General features: G+C 37.9%; 20 protein-coding genes and 1 other RNA gene. 18 read left to right on the top strand and 3 right to left on the bottom strand.

What is annotated here, in order from left to right; translation table 11 throughout:
- Positions 1-6 precede the first annotated feature (6 nt).
- A complete protein-coding gene (locus ES948_RS05970) occupies positions 7-546 on the bottom strand; it encodes a nucleoside phosphorylase-I family protein (RefSeq protein ID WP_152184039.1) in 540 nt (179 codons plus the stop codon).
- A gap of 51 nt (positions 547-597) precedes the next feature.
- On the opposite strand from ES948_RS05970, the gene ffs reads away from it, so the two are divergent.
- The 14 genes from ffs (at position 598) to ES948_RS05900 (ending at position 17,878) form a co-directional block, all read left to right on the top strand.
- An RNA gene (ffs, locus tag ES948_RS05965) (signal recognition particle sRNA small type) lies at positions 598-695 on the top strand.
- 244 nt (positions 696-939) lie between these two features.
- A complete protein-coding gene (locus ES948_RS05960) occupies positions 940-7,920 on the top strand; it encodes a beta strand repeat-containing protein (protein ID WP_188109466.1) in 6,981 nt (2,326 codons plus the stop codon).
- A 93-nt stretch (positions 7,921-8,013) separates the two neighbouring features.
- Positions 8,014-8,403, top strand: coding sequence for a type II secretion system major pseudopilin GspG (gene gspG / locus ES948_RS05955; protein ID WP_152184037.1), 390 nt, complete (start codon positions 8,014-8,016; stop codon positions 8,401-8,403).
- 5 nt (positions 8,404-8,408) lie between these two features.
- A complete protein-coding gene (locus ES948_RS05950) occupies positions 8,409-8,897 on the top strand; it encodes a prepilin-type N-terminal cleavage/methylation domain-containing protein (RefSeq protein ID WP_152184036.1) in 489 nt (162 codons plus the stop codon).
- Positions 8,894-10,108, top strand: coding sequence for a type II secretion system F family protein (locus ES948_RS05945; RefSeq protein WP_152184035.1), 1,215 nt, complete (start codon positions 8,894-8,896; stop codon positions 10,106-10,108). Before ES948_RS05950 ends, ES948_RS05945 begins: the two co-directional genes overlap by 4 nt.
- Positions 10,109-11,014: a hypothetical protein gene (locus tag ES948_RS05940; protein WP_152184034.1), complete on the top strand. Its 906-nt coding sequence runs from the start codon at positions 10,109-10,111 to the stop codon at positions 11,012-11,014.
- Positions 10,998-11,930, top strand: coding sequence for a hypothetical protein (locus tag ES948_RS05935; protein WP_152184033.1), 933 nt, complete (start codon positions 10,998-11,000; stop codon positions 11,928-11,930). The genes ES948_RS05940 and ES948_RS05935 overlap by 17 nt, the downstream gene beginning before the upstream one ends.
- Complete coding sequence (locus ES948_RS05930) at positions 11,927-12,316, top strand: hypothetical protein (RefSeq protein ID WP_152184032.1); 390 nt, start codon at positions 11,927-11,929, stop codon at positions 12,314-12,316. The genes ES948_RS05935 and ES948_RS05930 overlap by 4 nt, the downstream gene beginning before the upstream one ends.
- Positions 12,310-12,840: a hypothetical protein gene (locus tag ES948_RS05925; protein WP_152184031.1), complete on the top strand. Its 531-nt coding sequence runs from the start codon at positions 12,310-12,312 to the stop codon at positions 12,838-12,840. The genes ES948_RS05930 and ES948_RS05925 overlap by 7 nt, the downstream gene beginning before the upstream one ends.
- Entirely contained in the window at positions 12,824-13,630 is an 807-nt protein-coding gene (locus ES948_RS05920) for a PDZ domain-containing protein (protein ID WP_188109465.1), read from the top strand. The genes ES948_RS05925 and ES948_RS05920 overlap by 17 nt, the downstream gene beginning before the upstream one ends.
- Positions 13,617-15,488, top strand: a complete 1,872-nt coding sequence (gene gspD, locus ES948_RS05915; protein ID WP_152184029.1) for a type II secretion system secretin GspD — start codon at positions 13,617-13,619, stop codon at positions 15,486-15,488. Before ES948_RS05920 ends, gspD begins: the two co-directional genes overlap by 14 nt.
- A 2-nt stretch (positions 15,489-15,490) precedes the next feature.
- A complete protein-coding gene (locus ES948_RS05910; protein ID WP_152184028.1) occupies positions 15,491-16,990 on the top strand; it encodes a GspE/PulE family protein in 1,500 nt (499 codons plus the stop codon).
- The gene (locus ES948_RS05905; protein ID WP_152184027.1) at positions 16,965-17,372 is read left to right on the top strand and encodes a type IV pilus modification PilV family protein; all 408 of its coding nucleotides are present in this window, start codon (positions 16,965-16,967) and stop codon (positions 17,370-17,372) included. Before ES948_RS05910 ends, ES948_RS05905 begins: the two co-directional genes overlap by 26 nt.
- Positions 17,369-17,878, top strand: a complete 510-nt coding sequence (locus ES948_RS05900; RefSeq protein ID WP_152184026.1) for a prepilin-type N-terminal cleavage/methylation domain-containing protein — start codon at positions 17,369-17,371, stop codon at positions 17,876-17,878. Before ES948_RS05905 ends, ES948_RS05900 begins: the two co-directional genes overlap by 4 nt.
- Here the strand turns inward: ES948_RS05900 and ES948_RS05895 are convergent.
- Positions 17,875-18,111: a hypothetical protein gene (locus tag ES948_RS05895; RefSeq protein ID WP_246153830.1), complete on the bottom strand. Its 237-nt coding sequence runs from the start codon at positions 18,109-18,111 to the stop codon at positions 17,875-17,877. The genes ES948_RS05900 and ES948_RS05895 overlap by 4 nt on opposite strands.
- Positions 18,112-18,184: 73 nt before the next feature.
- Between ES948_RS05895 and rpmI the strand changes: the two genes are divergently transcribed.
- Positions 18,185-18,376 carry a 50S ribosomal protein L35 gene (rpmI, locus tag ES948_RS05890; protein WP_152184025.1) on the top strand — a complete coding sequence of 64 codons (192 nt, stop codon included), beginning with the start codon at positions 18,185-18,187 and terminating at the stop codon, positions 18,374-18,376.
- Between the two features lie 115 nt (positions 18,377-18,491).
- The gene (rplT, locus tag ES948_RS05885) at positions 18,492-18,851 is read left to right on the top strand and encodes a 50S ribosomal protein L20 (protein WP_152184024.1); all 360 of its coding nucleotides are present in this window, start codon (positions 18,492-18,494) and stop codon (positions 18,849-18,851) included.
- A gap of 416 nt (positions 18,852-19,267) precedes the next feature.
- Here the strand turns inward: rplT and ES948_RS05880 are convergent, their stop codons facing one another.
- Positions 19,268-19,471: a hypothetical protein gene (locus ES948_RS05880; RefSeq protein WP_152184023.1), complete on the bottom strand. Its 204-nt coding sequence runs from the start codon at positions 19,469-19,471 to the stop codon at positions 19,268-19,270.
- A 100-nt stretch (positions 19,472-19,571) separates the two neighbouring features.
- Here ES948_RS05880 and ES948_RS05875 point away from each other — a divergent pair, with 100 nt between their 5' ends.
- Both ES948_RS05875 and ES948_RS05870 read left to right on the top strand, forming a co-directional pair.
- Complete coding sequence (locus ES948_RS05875; protein ID WP_152184022.1) at positions 19,572-19,796, top strand: hypothetical protein; 225 nt, start codon at positions 19,572-19,574, stop codon at positions 19,794-19,796.
- The coding region (locus ES948_RS05870) for an ATP-binding protein (RefSeq protein WP_188109464.1) at positions 19,787-20,091 on the top strand (305 nt) is incomplete at its 3' end. The genes ES948_RS05875 and ES948_RS05870, both read left to right, overlap by 10 nt.

The raw sequence follows: 20,091 nt of genomic DNA, 5'->3' as shown, positions 1-20,091 counted from the left end.
AAAATCCTAACTGTTTATAAGTTTATTTATAGCATCAATTTGATTAAAAAGAAGTGATTTTGCCTGCTCTTTTGTCACCTTTTGCGGCTCGAAGTGGTCACTGACAACTTTAAAGATATGAAACTTTTTGATGGCAGGATTGTGAATGACGGCATCATAAAAACCGTAACTTTCCATATCAACTCTATCATATACGGGGCAGGATATCTCTTTGGTCACACAGTTTATAGGAGGTTTTTGTGTATCAAAGATATATTCAATACCTTCATATAAAATAGCACCACACTCTATGAGAGTACCAATTTTATAGTTGTGTGAAGCTGCACATATACCAGCATTCATATATATATCTTCATTGCTAATGTCAAAATGGTTGATAAGTGTTTGTGTGGCAAGCCGGGCATTTTCTACACCTATCCCGGAGATGATAAGTTTTATCTGTTCATTTGAGAAGAGTGTATAGCTGTCTAGTTTGGATTTTGTAAGCTTGTAGTAATCTACAAAGGCTTGAGCTTCAGGTTTTAAGGCAGTTACTATGTAAGTCATGAAGAAGATTATACCATTTTTAAGAAAAAGCTGTTATAATTTCGTCGCTTCTCTTTAGACCTGTGCAATGGGTGTTTGAGACAATGTGTCAGGGTAGGAATACAGCAGCACACCTTAAACATTCATGTGCCGCAGCCATCTGGAGAGGGGCACCTTCATTTTTTTATTCTCTGCCTCTTTTTTTCATGTAACTAATTCTATTTAAGCAACAGATGTAATTTTATTTCGGAAAAATTATTAACAATTTACAACAATGTTAAATTTTATTAGTGTTACAAATTATCACATTCTTATTTATATCTAACAAAAATACATTACTTTTTGAAAATTAAGATATAAAAAGATATGAAAGAGTTATTATTAGTGTAGATTAATTTAAAAAAGGGGAAAATGATGAAAATACATTTTTTTAGAGCTTCTATGCTCTCTCTTACTACAGCTGTCGTCTTAGGACTTACAGCCTGTGGTGGAGGCGGTGGAGACGGCGGTTCAGTCACTTCAACAACAAGTAGCTCGGGAAGTTCGAGCAAAGGGCCTTTTAAAGAGGGTTCTACTGTTGTTGCGTATAAACTTAACAGTGACGGGACAAGAGATGTAAATCAGACAACACTCACAACAGACGGGAAGGGGACATTTAGTTTCTCTTCGCTAGGCTGGAGCGGTCCGACAGAGTTTGTGATATATGGAGACTACCTGAATGAAAATACAGGAACATATATGACACTTCCTCAGGCAAATGGTATCTCTGCCGTTGCAAACATTACAGCAGGTAGCAGTGCAAGTGTAAACATTAATGTCCTGACAAATATCGCTGCAAAAAGCATCATAGCAAAAATGGCAGCGGGTGCGGATATAAACACTGCAAAAACAGAAGCAGAGACAAGTGTTAAGGAGCTCTTTAACCTTAACCTCGATGCCGGTGTATCACTTGATGACTTGGATCCAACCGATGCAAGTCAAAATACGCAAGCAAATACACAGCTTCTTCTTGTATCTTCTGCAATTTTAAATACAAGCAATCCTGAGCAGGTTATGCAGACACTCGCTGATGATATGTCAGATGGTGAGGTTGATGACGCTGGTCTTGCAGCTCTCGATGAGGTAAAAGAAGAAGTGACAAATGTTGATTTGCAACAGGTTGCAGTAAATCTTGAAGAGGCCGATATTGGCGTGACTGAAGCTCCTTCTGCAGAAGATGTACTCAATGGAACGCTCTCTTTTGATCATAATATGAGTTTTGCATCAGCACTTGATGCCTATACCGATACAGACTATACATCAAATGCAGTGACAGTAAATGGCATTATTGGAGAAAGTGGTGCTATCTCTATAGAGAACGGTTCGTATTCGATTGATAACGGTCCCTTTGTTACAGAAGCAGGAACAATTGCCAACGGGCAAACATTAAAAGTAAGAGCACACTCTTCAAATGCTTATTCTACAAAAGTGACCGCAAATGTAATTATTGGCGGAGGGGTAATTCCATACACTGTTACAACAATGTCTGATCCATATGTAGCAGATACAACACCGGATGCTTTTGATTTTGGATTCAAAAGAGATCAGGCTAAGTTTACAAATCTGAAAAGTGATATTATAACAATTACCGGAATTAATCAAGCAACTCCAGTGTCAATTAGTGGTGGTGATGCAAAATTCAGTATTAACGGAGCAGCTTTTACAACAAATGGTAATGTTAATAACAATGATACTTTACAAGTTCAAGTAACATCCGGAGATGTTGGAACACAGACATCTGTAATAGTTACAGTCGGTGATGTTAATGGAACATTTAATGTATTTACAATTCCACTTGATACTACACCGGATGCATTTACATTTACAGATGTTGTAGATGTTAACAAAACGGCAACACCAACAGTGGATTCAAACACTATTACGATAACGGGTATAAACACAGATGTACCTATCTCTGTAGATGGCGGTGAGATGAATGTAAATGGAGTAGGGTTTACAACAACGGCAACAACTATAAATCCAAATGATACTTTGGTGTTGCGTGCTGTACCATCTGATGACTATGAAACAACGGCAACAGTTACAGTGACAGTTGGTAATGTTATCGGTACATTCAATGTAACAACGATGTCAGACCCTTTTGTAGCAGATACAACACCAAATGAGTTTTCGTTTACTACACTTTTAAATCAGCCGATTGATACAAATGTAGAAGCAAATATTACAGTCTCTGGCATCAACTCACCTACACCTGTTTCTATCACAAACGGTAGCTATGTTGTCAATGGTGGTAGTCAAGATGCAAATGTGTCCAATGGTGATGTAATCACTGTAACACAGCATACAGCAACATCATTTGATACAGAAACGGTGACAACACTAACTATCGGTGGGGTAAGTGGAACTTTCAAAACAAAAACACTGCAGGAAGACAAAATTCCTGATGATTTCAGTTTTGATGCCAATTTAAGTGTACCAGCAGGTTCTGAGGTAATTTCTAACTCAATTACTATTACAGGTATCACAACAGGTACTACGCTTCCAATATCTGTTGAAAATGGTTATTATGACATTAACGGGACTGGTTATACAGATGTAGCAGGCAGTGTTTCTCTTGGCGATGTTGTAACACTCAAACAGACAGCAGCAAGTACGCAAGGTACTTCAAAGTCAACAACACTGACAGTAGGTAGTACTATTCGCTCATTTACTACAAAAACTGTTGTAAATGCACCAGCTATTGCAGGAACACCGGCAACAACGGTTGCAGAGGATAGTTCATATATTTTTGAGCCTACGCTGGGTGCAGATAGTGGAGAGGTGGAGACATGGAGTATTACAAACAAACCTTCATGGGCTATTTTTAATACACTAAATGGTAGATTAGAAGGTACTCCTCATAATGCAGATGTCGGAACTTATACAGATATCAATATTACAGCAACAAATGCACAGGGTAGTTCAAGTATTGTTATTGCATCACTTGAAGTTACAAACACAAATGATGCACCGGTAGCAGAGGATATTAATGCGAGCACAAATGAAGATATAGCAGTTGATATCAACATAACAAGCTCTGTAACTGATGTGGATGTGGGAGATACATACTCCATAACTGCACTCTCTACACCTTCTTTTGGTAGTGTGACAAACAGTGGAAACATCATTACATATACACCGGCACTCAATGCGTTTGGTACAGACAGTTTTACATATACAGTAGCAGATGCAAACGGCTCAACAGCTACAGCAACTGTACATGTGACTGTGGTTCCTGTTGATGACCCTACGATTATTAGCGGTACAAGCACAATAGCGATTTCAGAAGATACTACTACTCTCATATCTCAAAGCTTAACAGTTACTGACGTTGATGCAAATGCTACACTTGTTCCGCAAACAGATGTAAATGCTACATATGGAAAATTTAATGTCAACAGCGATGGCTCTTGGAGCTATCTCCTTGATAGTACTCTGCCTGCGGTACAAGCGCTGAGTCAGGACGAACAAGTCAATGATATTCTTCATGTAAGTACTACAGATGGCGAAGCGAGTGTAGATTTGAATGTTACAATTATCGGTGCAAATGATGCACCAGTTGTACCTGTACCAACTACAATAGGAACAATTAAAAAAGGTTCAGATCTTAATATCACACTTACAGCAACAGATGTTGATAATGGTGCTATACTCACTCTACTTTCTGCAACAGCAACAGATGGGACAAATAGTGCAAATGTCACCATTACAGATGCTGCAAATGGCTTAATTACATTTAATGCTGCAGAAGCAGGAACTTATATTCTGAGCTATACATTTAGTGATGAGTATAATGCGACTGTTGATGGTACACATACCGTACTAGTAACACTGAGTGATGCTCCTGTTGCAACAGCAGATACTGTAACAATACCAGAGGATACAAATGCAACAATTGATGTACTGGCAAATGATACAGATGATAACAATGCAATTGCCTCTGTAGAGATTGTATCGGAAGCAACAAATGGTGTTACAGTTGTTGAAACAAACAATTCGGTAACATATAGACCAAACCCTAACTTTAATGGAACAGATTATTTTACATATAAAGTAACTGATGAAGATGGTGGTTTCGATGAGGCTAATGTCACTGTTACTATTACAGCTGTCAATGATGCTCCAGCAGCAGTAGATGATGTAAATACAACGCAAGAAGATACAAACATTACTTTTAATGTTGTAGCAAATGACAGTGATGCGGATGGTGATGACTTTAATATTACTGCAGTCTCTCAAGGAGAAAACGGTAGTGTAACATTTGATGTGGCTAGCGGAACAGTGACATACTCACCTGATGCAAACTTTAACGGAGTTGATACTTTTGCATATACTATCAGTGATGGAACACTCGAAGATAATGCAACAGTAACAATCACAGTAACACCTGTGAATGATAGACCTGTATTTGATGTGGCGCTAGCAGACATTACTGTTGATGAAGATAGTAATATTTCTTTGGTTGATATCAATGTTTCAGATCCTGATGATGATAATCTGACTCTAACAGCATATTCGGAAACACCTAATATTGCTACGGCAACTATTGAAAATGGTAAATTAAAAATTACTTTAGTTCCTAATGCATATGGTACTGCAACAATCGATGTAAATGTATCAGATGGTACGGTTGCAGAATTGGATGATTTAATATTGACGGTAAATCCTGTCAATGATGCTCCAACAGTAACAGATAAAACTTTCTCGACACTTCTTGATACATCTATCACTCTTTATGAATCTGATTTGATGAGTGAAAATAGTGATGTAGATAACAATATAAGTGAGTTATATATAAGCCAATGTGACACAAACACAACAGCAGGTGTGAGTATTAACTACAGTACAGATGCTGGCTTGACATATACACCAAACAGCGGATTTAGTGGTACAGACACTTTTGAATGTCTTGTGTCTGATGGTAACTTGTCAACTGCAGAGACTATTTCTATCGTTGTATCTGGAAATCATGCACCAACGATTCAGGCACCGGTGACACTTACTATGACTGTCGGAGAAACACTCTCTGGTCAAATAGTTGCAAATGATGTTGATGAGAATGACACATTAACATTTGAACTAGATTATGACAATTCTGATCTTGTTTATCTTCAAGGTTCATCTCTTAATGCCGATGGAACATACACTATTACAGCAAGTGCTGTTGGAGAAGGAACGCTAGCTATCATCGTCACTGACGATGGAGATCCTGCACGCAGTGCATCTACAACAGTAGACATAACAGTGGTTTATCCTAAAAATATTAGCGATGCTTACAATATTTGGAGTGATATAGATCAAAGTGCTTATGATGCTTATACTTCATTAGTGATGCCAAAAGATATAAAACTATACGGCATGGATGGTGTCAATACTGACTATAATGCTACAACTGGTACAAACACAGCCACTTTGGGAGCATGGTATCTTGAGTTTATGTCAGATGGTACATTCTCAGACTCTGAGAGTAATGGTACATGGAGTGAAACTAATAATATTGTAACTGTAAATATGGGAGGAGCAGATGTTGCTGAAGCAAAAATGCTAGACCTTAGTATGAGTAGCAGTGACATCGCAAGTGAACTTCCAACTATAGCAGCCCTACATATGCCTGCAGATGCAGTAGTGTATAAAGTAGCACTACATATGTTACAAGAAGAGTATGACCTTTGGGAACCAGCTAGAATCTGGATAGATGGTAATGAGGTGACATTTGCTTCTTTAAGTGATATGATAGATAATGGGGCTATGGGACCTGTAGATTTCAATAAGTACAACAGCAACAGAATGCTAATGTTCTCAGCAGACAGTAACCTTGCTGCCGGCAGTGGAACTGTTGTGGAAGTTGATATGACAGATGCATATCAAAATGGTGGTGAACCGACTATTATCAATCCAAATGCAGGTTCATGGAGTACAGCTACTCCATATGTAGATAATGCTGACAACAATATCACTATGGTAATGGTGACTCTCAACGCAGGCGTAGATGGATACGGGGCACATACCATTTTAGTAGATAGTGGGGCTGTTTTAGATGATGGAACATCAACTCTTGTAATGAAAGGCGAATACAGACCTGCAGGATATAGCATAGAGTACTACTTCAATGATATAGCAATGGCAGTTATTCAAAATGCTTTTAGTCCTGTTAAATTTAATGACTATGAGAATGGTTTTATAGATGCGAATCTTACAGAGCTTAATACAACAACATTTAATGCACTAGATGGGCTAAATGTTGATTTGGTTGCTGCTTCACCTGTTTATGATACGGAAGGGTGGATTTCACCGGAAGGAAATCTCTCTTTTAAAGCAGAAGCGTATGGATTTGACGGAAGTGGAGGAGCAACAAGTACACTCTACACAAACGGTATCTCAGAAGGGAGTGAGCCTTTAACGTATGTTACAGATACTGATACAAACACAACAACAATAAGTATAGATACTGCTGTTGGTACGCTTGATGTAGTTGCTATGAAAGTTCTAGAAGAGGTCAATGCAACAGCACTAAGCAGTATGATGAACGGTTTGGTTTTACCAAGTGATGCTGTAGGATATAAAATTGCCTATTTAGATCTTGTTGATGCCGATCCGTATTTCCAAGAAGTTGCCATTATTGGTAGTCTGGATGGAACAGTAGAAAGTAACATCACATCGCTAGATAGTTTTATAACTACTGCACAGCCTCAAAATGACAAAGCCTTTATGGATATTTTTGGTAAAAATGTAGTTCTTGCATTTGCTGATGGTTCGACTGCTTCAAGCAGTGATGGAAACCTAACAGCGATAAATCTCGATGATAACACAACAAGCTATGGTGGAACATGGAAAATTGAGTCATTACTGGATGAAAATGATAATGCGATAGATGTACTTGTTATTACACCTGTAGATCCAGCAGCAGAACAAAAAGTCTGTTTTGCTCTTATTGATGGCATTGTTATGGCAGGAGAATTAGGACAAAAAGCAGGTACAGGCGGTATTTCATATATGCTTGGTAAAAAAGCATACGATACAGTTGAAGCAAACTTTTTAAATCAAATGTTGCTGCCTTTTAGTTACCCTGAGTTAGCTGGTAGAACATTTAGTGTAACAGATGATACAGGAGCGGAGGTAATGCAGCTTACATTTGGAGACTATTATAATAACTTTCTTGGCATTGCTTATCCGGATGGTAGTGGCGATGATACTACATACAGCATAATAGATGGAGATATTATGCTTAACAATGGTGGAAGCATCATAAGAACTGCAAATGGAGGTGAGAGTTTTAGTGTTTTATACAATGATTATCTTACTGGAAATTCAAGTTCATATAATGTTCGTTTAGTACCTGAAATTCCTGCTCCATAAAGGGTAAAAGTCTTGAATTCTTTCAAGACTTTTACTTTCCCTCAATATATTTTTTACTATAATAAGTACACATTAATCATATAAAGGTTAGCTATGAAAAGAAATGCATTCTCTCTTATTGAGCTCATGATAGTAATTGTTATCTTGGGACTTTTGGCAGCAATGGTTATGCCAAGCCTAACAGGTAAAGGCGAAGAGGCAAAGCGGGATCTGGTCTGTGTGCAGATGAAGTCTATCTATGATGGGGCTTTGGATATGTACAAGATAAAACACAGTGTTTACCCATCTACCCAAGAGGGTCTTGCCGTTCTAACCAAAGATGACAGCTACTTCAAAGACGGCAAAATGCCAAAAGATTCATGGGGCAGTGAGTTTATTTACATCAACAACGACGGTAAAGTCGAGCTTATCTCTTTGGGTGCTGACAAAAAAGAGGGTGGCAAAGGTGCTGCGGCTGACATTCGACTAAGTGAGTGTAAGTAGCATTTGTGAAACGGGGTGCTTTTTCGCTCATTGAGCTGATGATTGTTATTGTTATTATCGGGGTGGTTTATACTTTGGTTGTTACAAATATTCATCAAGCCCCACAGCAGCAAAAAGCACAACTCTCTTTGAAAAATCTCAAAGAGTATCTGCTTGCTTTTTCACATGACAACAAACCGGTACGACTGCTTTGTAAAGATTCCTGCCAAAAGTGCACACTCTACAGTGAAAAAGAAAAACTTCAAGAAGATATCAACTTTCTTCAGGATGCACCACAGTGCTATCGCTACGACTTTTTTTTAGGTCCTCTCTCAGTAGAAGATAACAACTGTTTTGATTTTTCTGTAGATAGTGATGGTGTCAGTACGCAGATTTTTGTTGCATACAAAGGAAAAGTTTATGATTACACTCCATACTTCTCAGAGACAAAAGTCTATGACTCACTCAGTGAAGCCGTTGATGCAAAAGAGCAACTCATAAGGGCTGTGCAGTGATATTTCAGTACAAGGGCATCACAGCAGAAGGCAAAAGAGTTCGTCAAAAGATAGAGGCTGCTTCGCTTGAAGAGGCAAAAGGCAAGCTTCGCTCCAAAGGCATTATCTATGAGCAGATAAAAGAGCAAAGCCCAAGTTTTTTTGAGCGTTTTGAGTTCTCACGCAGAGCCAAACTCTCACCACAGGAGCTCTCTTCTCTCTCGCGTGAGCTTGCCATTTACATTCGCTCAGGCATCAGTATTGTTGCTGCACTCAAGATTGTCCAAAAACATTACGAGCATAACAAAAAAATGACGCTTTTTTTGACGACACTCTCTACACTTTTGGATGAGGGAAAAAACTTCTACACAGCTCTTGATGAGCAGAGTGTTGTCGAGTTACCGCTCTTTTTCAAAGAGTCTATCCGTGTGAGTGAAGATGGGGGCATACTTGATGAAGTACTTTTGGAATTGTCACGCTTTTTAAAAGAACAGGACAGAATCCATAAAGAGATTCGCTCCGCTTTTGCCTACCCGTCATTTATGGTTGTGCTCTCTTTGGTGATGATAGCCTTTATGCTCACTTTTGTTGTGCCACAAATTACCGGAATTTTTGCAAGCATGGACCAAAAACTCCCAACACCTACCATCTTTGTTATTGCGATGGGAGATTTTTTCTCTAACAACTTCACACTCATACTCTTTGCAATCTTTATGCTCATTGTCTCTTTTGTCATTTTACGGAAAAACTCCTACAAATTTGCCTATATGGTGGACAGTCTGTTGCTCAAACTGCCTCTCTTTGGCAAGATAATACTCAAGAGTGAACTTGCCCGTTTTGCCTACATGGCCTCACTTCTGACTCGCTCAGGGGTTGTTTTTGTCCGAACGATTAATCTCAGTGCAAATATTTTAAACAACAGAGTCATCAAAAAGATTTTTGTCGATGCAAGCAAAGAGGTGGTCGAGGGTAAACTTCTCTCCGTCTCACTCAATGAGCACTATAAAAAACTTGACGCTGCTTTTATTCAGGCTGTGGCACTAGGTGAGGAGACCTCTGAAGTCGCAGCAGTGCTTGGCAATGTTTCTGAGCTCTACTTTGAAGAGAATCGTGACAAGATTGCGCTGCTTTTGACACTCCTTGAGCCTGCCTTGATGCTCTTTGTCGGTGGGAGCATCGGTTTTATCGTAGCGGCTATGCTGCTGCCTATCTTCTCTATGAGTATTCACTAGATGCGACTGCAAAAAAATGCCATAGCACTGCTCATTACCATCCTTTTTGTTATGCTTATCTCTCTCTCTATAGGTTATGGACTCATGCAGGTGCAAAAAGCATCAAAAACTCTGCAAGATGAGCAGATGCTTTATCAAAGCAGTATAATTCTTGAAGATGTATTGGAAATTTTACGTGGGTCAGTCGAGTTGCAAAATATAGCCAACAATGACTCCAGAGATGATCTTTTTCTCTTCTTGTCCAATGCCGCGTATATTCCATTGACGTTAAAAAACTTAAAGGTGATCGTCTCCATACGAAGTGCCGGAGAAAAACTCAATATCAATGCATTGAACAAAAAAAACAGTGCTCTCTTCTCCCACTACTTTCAAAAACAGATGATAGGAAGTGCTTATATAACAATATTGCAGGAGTGTATGAGGAAAAATCAAGCTCCAAATGAGTATAATAACTATGCAAGTGCACTCTTTGATCGCCATCCCAGGCTTTTTAGAGACTATATTGCATCAAAAAAGCATCTTGGCATTATCAATGATTTTTATCTGCAGGAATATGGAGATGAAAATATAAAAAATATCGATTTTGATGAGCTGTTTGTTTATGGAGAGGACAATAACAGTGTTATTGATTTAAACTATGCAAAGGCTGCTGTTTGGGAGTTGATGCTTGGGAGTTCAAAAGAGCGTGCTGAGGAGCTTTATCGGGGTAGAGGAAGTTATGCTTCACTCAAAGATTTGCATCTCAGCGAGAATGAAAAATTGAATCTTACAAAATTTCGGACTACTTTTTTTGCACCGCTGCTTGCTGTAGAGATAAAGATAGTGGCTCAAAAAAGTTTTGCAGAGGTGAGATTTTATTATGATATAAAATCAAAAAGGGGATATGATTTTGCTGTGGAGATTTAAAACACAAGCAACAGCACTGTTTTTAGATGTAAAAAGCAACTACTCACTAGATGCAGATAAACAATATGCCATTATCCTCTCTCCGGCTCTTTATTGGGTAAAAAGGGTCAGCCTTCCTGTAAAGCATATTCGTGATGCTAAAAAGTTGGCTCCTTCTGTTTTTGAGGAGACCTTACCTCAGGGAAACTATAGCTATGATGCTCAAAAAGAGGCAGAGGGAGTTTTTTTGCTCTTTGCCTATGAAGATAAAAAGATTCTTGATTTGTTGCTTGAAAAAAATATTGCCAACAACAGCGTAAGAAGTATATCTTTTGCGCAAGAGATTTTGGACGATGATGAGAAGTATCAGCTTGATAATGAACGCGTAATTGTTAAAAAAGAGGGTATTGTAACGATACTCCCTGCTGCATGGTTTGAAGGTTTACAAGCCCTTGATATGGCATCACTTAATATGCCAAAAAAGAGCATTAAGCTTGAGCAGTTTGGGCATATTGTAGAGACCAAAACACTCTACATGGGAGCTTTGCTTTTAGCCTGTTTTACCCTGCTTTTAGGTGTTGAGTATTTTGTCTACTCTGAGCAAAAAGCAACTCTTGAAGAAGAAAAAACAGCTCTCTTTTCAAAGTACAAACTGAAGCCAACCATGATGCAAAACAGAGCCATCCTTGCACACTATACAAAAATTGACAAAGAACAAGAACATTTACGCATGTATCTGAAATATCTTGAGAAGATTGTGCTCAAACTGGATGAACATATAGAACATATCCGCTATAAAAATCATATTTTAACATTAACACTGCAAGGAGTTACAAATCAAGAGAGCAGACGAGTGCTTGCAGTACTGGTAAAAAACAGCATACCTTTTACAAAAAAGTTTGAAAAAGAGAAACTCTTTGTGGAGATAAAACTGTGAATAGAGTTAATCCTTTACATCTCATAGCACTTCTTTTTGTTGTTACTCTCTTTGCCCTTTTTAAGCTTTCTGCATTAAAAAGTGAGATAGCAGAAGAAAAAGCAGCACTCAAAGAAGCTCAGAAGATTGCATACAATTTAGAACATTTCAAGCAAAAAAACAGGAGTAGAAAAACTTTAGAAATTGCACTCAAGAGAATCAAAATAAAGAGTATGGAATTAGCATACAGTAAAAATGCAGTCATCCTCACAGCAAAGTCTTTGAGTTTGCAGCAGCTCAATGACTTTATGTCAAAAGTTATAAACGGAGACTATATTATAAAAAGTTTGGATATAAAACGGCTCGATAGGCAGCATGCGGCATTGCGATTGGAGTTAGGATGGTAAGAGTAGCCAAAGCACTGTTTTATCTCTCTTTTTTCTTCTTGATGCTTATTCTCTTTTTCCCAAAAGAAAATCTCTACTATTTCGCACACAAGCAGCTTATTAGTGAAGGTGTGCTTGTCAGTGCTGATACTTTAAGAGAAAAACCTACCTCTTTGGAGCTTTCAAATACAAAAATCTATTTTGAAAAGATAGAACTTGCGAATATCTCAACAAGTGATATTTTGCTGCTGGGTTTTTATAATCATCTTGAGTTTGATGATATTGTACTCTCGACGCTCAGTAACGGATTTTTACCGCCTCATATCACTCACGCAGAGTTAAGTTATTCGCTACTACACCCTTTGGAGGTTTTTATCAAAGCAGATGGGGATTTTGGAAAAATAGAAGGTTCTTATAATCTGCAAACAAGAGAGATAAGTATTAGGCTGTACGCTTCAAAACGTATGTTACGTGAGTACAAAAATGGACTCAAAATATTTAAAAAACTACAAAAAGGGGAGTACCTTTATGAAAAAGCTCTCTAACAACAGTGTAGTAAAAATACTTTTAACACTCGGTCTACTTGTTGTTTTGGCAAAAGCCATTGCCTTGATAGCTTTATGGATGTTGCCTGCATCGGCTGTTCGTATGGACAACGAGGGTGTGAGTTCACACCCTTATTATCATATTAATTTTAATAAGCTTATAGGAGCAACAAGGAAGCAGGTAACCCAAGAGATAGCTTCTAAACAAGCCTTAAGTATGGACAACTTCATACTTCATGGTCTTTATGGTAATGAAAAAGAGGGCTATATTATCATATCTACAAAAAAAGAGCCAAAAAAGACCGATATAATTGGCATAGGTGAAAAATATAAAGGTTTTAGGCTTGAGAAGATTTTCTTGAATTATGTTGTTTTTACAAAGAACGACAAGCAGTATATCTTACATCTGCGTGCAAAGTTTGCAAAAAAAACCAAGAGAGTACCACAACCAACAATTTCTCAAGGTCAGGAAAGAGTATATGAAGTAAAACGCAGCGATATAGGCTACTACAGTAAAAATGTTGCGCAGATTTGGCGGGACATTTCCATTAAAGAGATTGGGAAAAACGGAAGTTTTGAAGGGTTTAAAGTGGCAAAAATCCGGCCACACTCCAAAATTGCTACGCTTGGTCTGCAAAGTGGAGATATTATTACAGAGGTAAATGGAAAAAAACTCAAGTCCTACAAGGATGTTTTGCAAATCTATCAAAACATAAATAAATTAGATGCAATAAGCTTACAAATCAAAAGAGGAAATACCCAAAAGGAAATCTATTATGAAATTCATTAAAACAGCTTTTTTTATACTTTTATTAGCCGTGATACTCTATGGACGCCAAGAGGTCAATGTTAATTTTTCCAACTTACAGATTAATGATTTTATCAAGCTTGTTTCCAAAATCACCCATAAAAATATACTGATAAGCAACAAAGTAAACGGAACTGTTAATTTTGTCAGTACAACACCTGTCTATGATGATGAGCTTTTGGGTATCTTGGTTTCCGTGCTAGAATCAAAAGGATATACCCTCATAAAAAAAGGTTCTATTTTAGAGGTGGTACGCTCAAGTGAAGCAGCAAAGCATAATGTTGAAGTCGTTGCTCCTTATAAAAAACTTAGTGGTGCTATGATGGTAACACAGGCCATAGCATTAAAAAACGAGAATGTAGATATTGTTGCTGCAAAAATCCGCTATCTCATCTCCAAATCGGCAAAATTGGTTACAATGAAAGAGAGTAATACACTACTCATAACCGATTATCCAAAAAATATTGAGACGATAAAAAAAGTGATAGCAGATCTGGATAAAAGTGCCAAATTTGTTGTGAAAATTTTTCCTGTTGAAAATACCGATGCCAAAAAACTTCAACAAAAACTATCAGACATCAGTAAGTCGATTTTTAAGTCCAATGTAGCGTCTCAGATTGTTAAAGTTATCTATGATGAAAATACAAACGGCCTTATCGTCGTTGGCACACAAAAAAATGTTGCCAAAATTATAACACTGGCAAAAAAACTAGATGTTGAGTCTCATGCAAACAAAAAAGTGGAGATTTATGAACTCAAAAATTCCGATGCCAAGGCTGTAGCAAAAACATTGGGAGAGATTATCGCCAAACAGACTTTCAGTGATCCTTTATTAAAACCAAATGTCTCTATGAATGAAGAGATTAATGCAATTATAGCCATTGGTGAACCGATGATTTTAAAAGGTTTAAAGCTTATTATTGATGAGCTTGACAAAGAAAAATACCAGGTCTATGTACAGGCAAAAATTGTAGAAATCAACAAAAACAAATCTTCAGATATCGGTGTGAAATATGGTTTTGCCGCAGGAGATGTCTCTGCTTCGGGGCTTTATGCTATGAGTGCCAATTTTGGCTCAGATGAACTTACAACATTAGCGACAACGAAAGTGCTTGATTATTTGGGAAATATTGGTTCGGGTGTGGGCAGTGCTTTGGCACTTGGTGCAACACTTGACTTTTTGCAAACACATGGAGCGTCCAAATCTATCTCAAACCCTTCCATCCTTTGTGTGAATAACAAAGAGTCATCCATTTATGTGGGTAAAACCATCTCTATCTCAACAGGAACGGTAACAACTACATCAGGACTCAATGGTGTGACAAGCAGCTTTAAGCGTGAAGATGTTGGTCTCACACTCAAAATTAAGCCGCGTGTCTCTTCTGTAGACAAAGTTACACTTGATGTTGAGGCTATTTTGGAAAATATCTTGGATGATGGAAGTAAAAATGCCACAGGACAGCCGGTAACCTCCAAGCAGGAGGTCAAAACACAGGCGATTTTGCGTAATGGTGAGAGCATCATCATCGGTGGGCTTGTAAAGAGCTATGAGCGAGATTCAAAAAATAAAGTTCCTTTGCTTGGGGATATTCCACTTATAGGGGAGTATCTTTTCTCTTCCACTTCACGTCTCACCGAACAGGATAATTTAGTGGTGATTTTGACACCGTATGTTATTGACAAAAGCGAGGAGCTCTCCAAGTTACAAAAAGCTTTGGGTATGATGGCTAAAATTCAAGAAGAGTACAACAAAAAAGCTTTTGAACTTGTAGAGAAAAAAAAGATGCATGATGAAGTAAAACCTCTGACAAACGATATATTTTCCCCAAAGGGTAGATAGCTATGATAGAAAGCATCCACTCTTTTGAACTTGAAGCCCTGGAAGTTGCAGGAGTTGAGACAGAAAAAGCAGTAAAAAACTACCTGCTTTTTGCACTCTATAATGATGAACTAACTGCCTTTACAAGTGAGCGCTATCTTGTGGAAGCCAGTAACTACTACTCAAAACTTCAAGAGCACTACCCTTTTATGCTTTTGGATGAAGACTCCTATGAAAGACTCTATAACAAATACCTCGAACTGCGTACTGACAGAGCGATAGAGACGATGCAAGAAGAGAGTGAGACAGAGGATGAAGAGGAGCTTTCACTAACAGATTTTCTACGCACATCCAATGATATTTTGACAAGCGAAGAGTCAGCACCCATCATCAAGTTTGTCAATGCACTTTTTTATCAGGCTATCAAGAAAAGAGCTTCAGATATCCACATTGAAGTTCAGGAGAAAAAGGGAGAGGTTCGTTTTAGAATTGACGGAATGCTCATCAAAAATGCCGATTTGGACAAAAAAATTGTCAATCTAATTATCAGTCGTATCAAGGTTATCTCAAACCTCGATATCTCAGAGAAACGAATCCCTCAAGATGGCCGTACACAAATCAAGATATCGGGAGAGATTTTAGATGTGCGTGTTTCAATACTACCGACTTTTTACGGAGAGCGTGTAGTTATGCGTCTGTTGATGCAAAGCTCGCAGATTCCACAGATAGAGGAGCTTGGATTTAAAAGCTCTTTGATAGATGATGTAAAAAAACTTCTGCGCTCTTCACATGGCATTATTCTCGTTACGGGACCAACGGGAAGCGGAAAAACAACATCACTGCACTCTTTCTTGCGTGAGGTGGAAGAACCACATAAAAATCTCATCACAGTAGAGGACCCGGTTGAGTATAAGTCAGATAAAATAGCACAGATTCAAGTCAATGAGAAAGTGGGACTTACTTTCGCATCGGCATTGCGTTCTATCTTACGACAAGACCCTGATATTATCATGATAGGAGAGATCCGTGATGAAGAGACGGCAGATATTGCAGTGCGTGCTGCTTTGACAGGACACCTGGTTTTTTCTACTTTGCACACTAACTCTGCGGCTGCAACTATCTCTCGTCTTGCAGATATGGGAGTGGAGCCCTTTTTAATCTCCTCATCCCTACTTGGCATACTGGCACAAAGACTTGTGAGAGTACTTTGTAGTGCCTGCAAAGAAGAAGATGTCTTGGCTGAAAATTTTGCGCGTGATTATCATCTGCCAAAAGATGCGACAATCTACAAAGCCACAGGCTGTAAAGCATGTAATTATTCAGGATATACGGGGCGAAAATCCATAGGAGAGCTTTTGGTGATGGACGACAGAGTGCGCGATTTACTCAAAAGTACAACAGATGAACATACCCTTAAAAATGCGCTGCAACAGGGGGACTTTGTAACGATATCTGAGCAGTTGCGTGCTATGTTGCTTGCGGGCGAGACTTCTTTGGATGAGGCGATTCGTATTGGTCTGTAAAAAGAGAGCTTTTACACTCATAGAGGTAATGGTTGCCGTGATGATCGTGAGTGTTGTCATCGCAGCACTCTTGAAACTCCGAGGTGATAGCAGTCATATGCTCACGCAGATACAGCAGCGACAACAAAAGAGTGATATTGCAAGTTTTTTACTGTGGAATCGTAAGTATACCCTTGATGACAGCCATATAACACTCTACAACCTTGTGGAAGACTTTGATTTGGACGATGATGTTCGCCGAAAACTAAAAACCGATAAAATTGATATTAGATACAATAAAATAGACAGCATCGAACTTGAAGGAATGGTTATTGAGATGGGTACAACAGAGCTTTTGCAAAAAGATTTTGATTTAGTCTTACAGAGGGTTCTAATCGAATGAGAAAAGCTTTTACTCTTGTAGAGTTGATGATATCCATCGTCATTTTATCTATTTTGATGCTTTTTCTCTATAAAAGCTATGTCGATATTAACAAAATGAATAAAGTCTATGCCGGCGCAGTTACTTCATTGGAGAAAAAAGAGCGTTTCAAAAGAGCAATCTATCTGGACTTTTTACTTGGGAGCAAGCGGGCTTTTTTCCTGCAAAGTGATGACAAGAAGTTTGACCTTGTCTCTTTTATGACAAAACACTCTTTATATAGAAGAGTACAGCCCTATGTTACCTATATGGTACGAGACAATATTCTATACCGTCTTGAATCACGCAGACAAATAAAGTCGCTTAATGTCGACAGGGATACAGAGTTTGACATTGAAGCCCTTGGTGAGCTTAAGAAGTTTAAAGTTTTTCCAACACGTAACAAAAGTGAGATGGGACTTTATCTTTTGGATATCGAGTTTGTTAAAAAAAGTCCAATACTATTGAAAGTCAAGCTCTTAAATTAGTCATCTCTATATTTTGAAATACCACAAGGCTGATTTGGTTTTGGTGGGTTGGCTTTGAGGTACTCTAAATCTTCAAGTGTCTGTGTGAGAACTCTTTTTTGTTGCAAAATAGGAAACATTAAATTATCTTTTTCATTAAGTGGAATACCCCAATCCAATAGGATTTTCTGGACTTCATCATCTAAATCTTTGAGTGCATTTTTTATATGTTTTATGGAATTATCTATCATCATAGTCAAAGTATAGCAAAAAATTAGAAAAGTTTGGGTATAATTGCGTTCCCAAATTTTACGAAAAGGATTATCGATGCCAAAAATGAAATCGGTAAAAGGCGCTGTAAAGCGTTTTAAAGTGAAGAAAAATGGTCAAATTAAACGTGGAACAGCGTTTAGAAGCCACATTCTTACAAAACAAGATGCAAAAACTCGTCGTAAGCAACATGCTCCAAAAGTAGTTGCAAAAGCAGATGAGAAAAACATTAAGGATATGATTAACTAAGAGATTAGTTTTTCATTTTATCTCCAGTTTTAGGTAACTGGGCAAGACCACCAAAGTAGTGGCACCTTGACTACCACAAAAGAGTAGCTGGGTAAAGAACAATTAAGGAAAGAAAATGCCAAGAGTTAAAACAGGTGTTGTTCGTAGAAGAAGACACAAAAGATTATTAAAGTTAGCAAAAGGTTTTTACAGCGGACGCCGTAAACACTTTAGAAAAGCTAAAGAGCAGTTAGAACGCTCAATGATGTATGCATTCCGTGACAGAAAGCAGAAAAAACGTGAATTCAGAAAACTTTGGATCATCCGTATCAATGCTGCATGTCGTCTAAACGGTATGAACTACTCAACTTTTATGAACGGTTTAAACAAAGCTGGTATCGAACTTGATCGTAAAATTCTTGCTGATATGGCAATGAACGACGCTGCAGCATTCGCTACAGTTGTTGAAGCTTCTAAAGCTGCATTAGCAAAATAATCTCTAAGCCCTTTTGGGTTTAGAAACCTTCCCCTTTTTCTTTAAAAATTCTCTACAAATAAAGCAAGCATATTTATTCTATATGTCAACACTTGGTGCTATTTTGTCAGTTTATCTCTCTTTTATGATTCCAATGCTTACACTGACAATGATTTAGCTGTTACTTCATACAGAAAAAATGAACTCTATATTTCTATCTGGTACAGATGATTTTAGATTCACTTGCACAATCAATCATTGAACTTTTTAGTACTCTCTTTATGTAACAACTCAAGCAGAAAGATTTTATCGATTTTGTGAAAAATCTGCTTATTGAGACAGAGCAGCAAAAAGAGTTTTTAATTCAAAACGGATGTTGTAATATTCAAGGTTATTATTACTTAAAAGCTGTTTCATAAGAGAAGTATGCAGAGAAGTTAATTACTTCTGGCTAATGCTACAAAGTCAATTTCTTCTTTTTTCTCTTCCTCTGCACGTTTTTTGTCTTCCTCATATGAGCCTGTTGTAAAGATATATTCGTGTTTTCCTTTGTTTAAAATACATCCTTTAATGCCGGGAGTACAAGTGACATTTAAAAGTTTACAGTAACCTTTGAAATCGTGTTGACAAGTCCAACCCATCTTTTTTCCTCAATAAAATATATTTTTATTATAACAAGCAAACGAATGGGAATGCAAATATAGTAATCTATAATTTTTGTTGGCAGAGGAGCAACCCCACTTGCTTTCTCTGCCCAAACCTTATAGTGGCATCCATCCAAAGGTTGTAATACAAAGTGTAGCAAAAAATAATCAAGAGTTCAATAAATTGCAAAAAATAGATTCAATCTATATTCCAAACAGGGATATGCAAAGTTATGATGAACTTATCCCTGCTGCCTTACTTTACTGTATAGTGCCAACTTTTTCTATGCAACAGATAACAGGAGGTGCTTTATGGAGTTAGAACAAGAGATATTGGCACTTTGCAGATCACTCAAACTTTCAACTGTAGCAGATGAGTTTCATACTGTTGCCACCACTGCTGCAAAAGAGAGTTGGCAATATACACAGTTCTTACATGAACTCTTAATGCTTGAAAATAGCAGCAGAATGGACAGAAGCAAACGCACCCTGACCAAACTCGCAGGGTTTCCTGCCGTAAAAACACTTGAGCAGTTTGATTATACTTTTTCAGTGGGAGTTAACCGTAAACAGATAGAGGAACTCTCGACACTGGGATTTATCAAAAGGTATGAAAA

Origin of the sequence: Sulfurimonas indica (genome assembly GCF_009192995.1) — a bacterium.
Taxonomy (GTDB): Bacteria; Campylobacterota; Campylobacteria; order Campylobacterales; family Sulfurimonadaceae; genus Sulfurimonas; species Sulfurimonas indica.
This window is presented reverse-complemented; position numbering and strand designations above follow the sequence as displayed.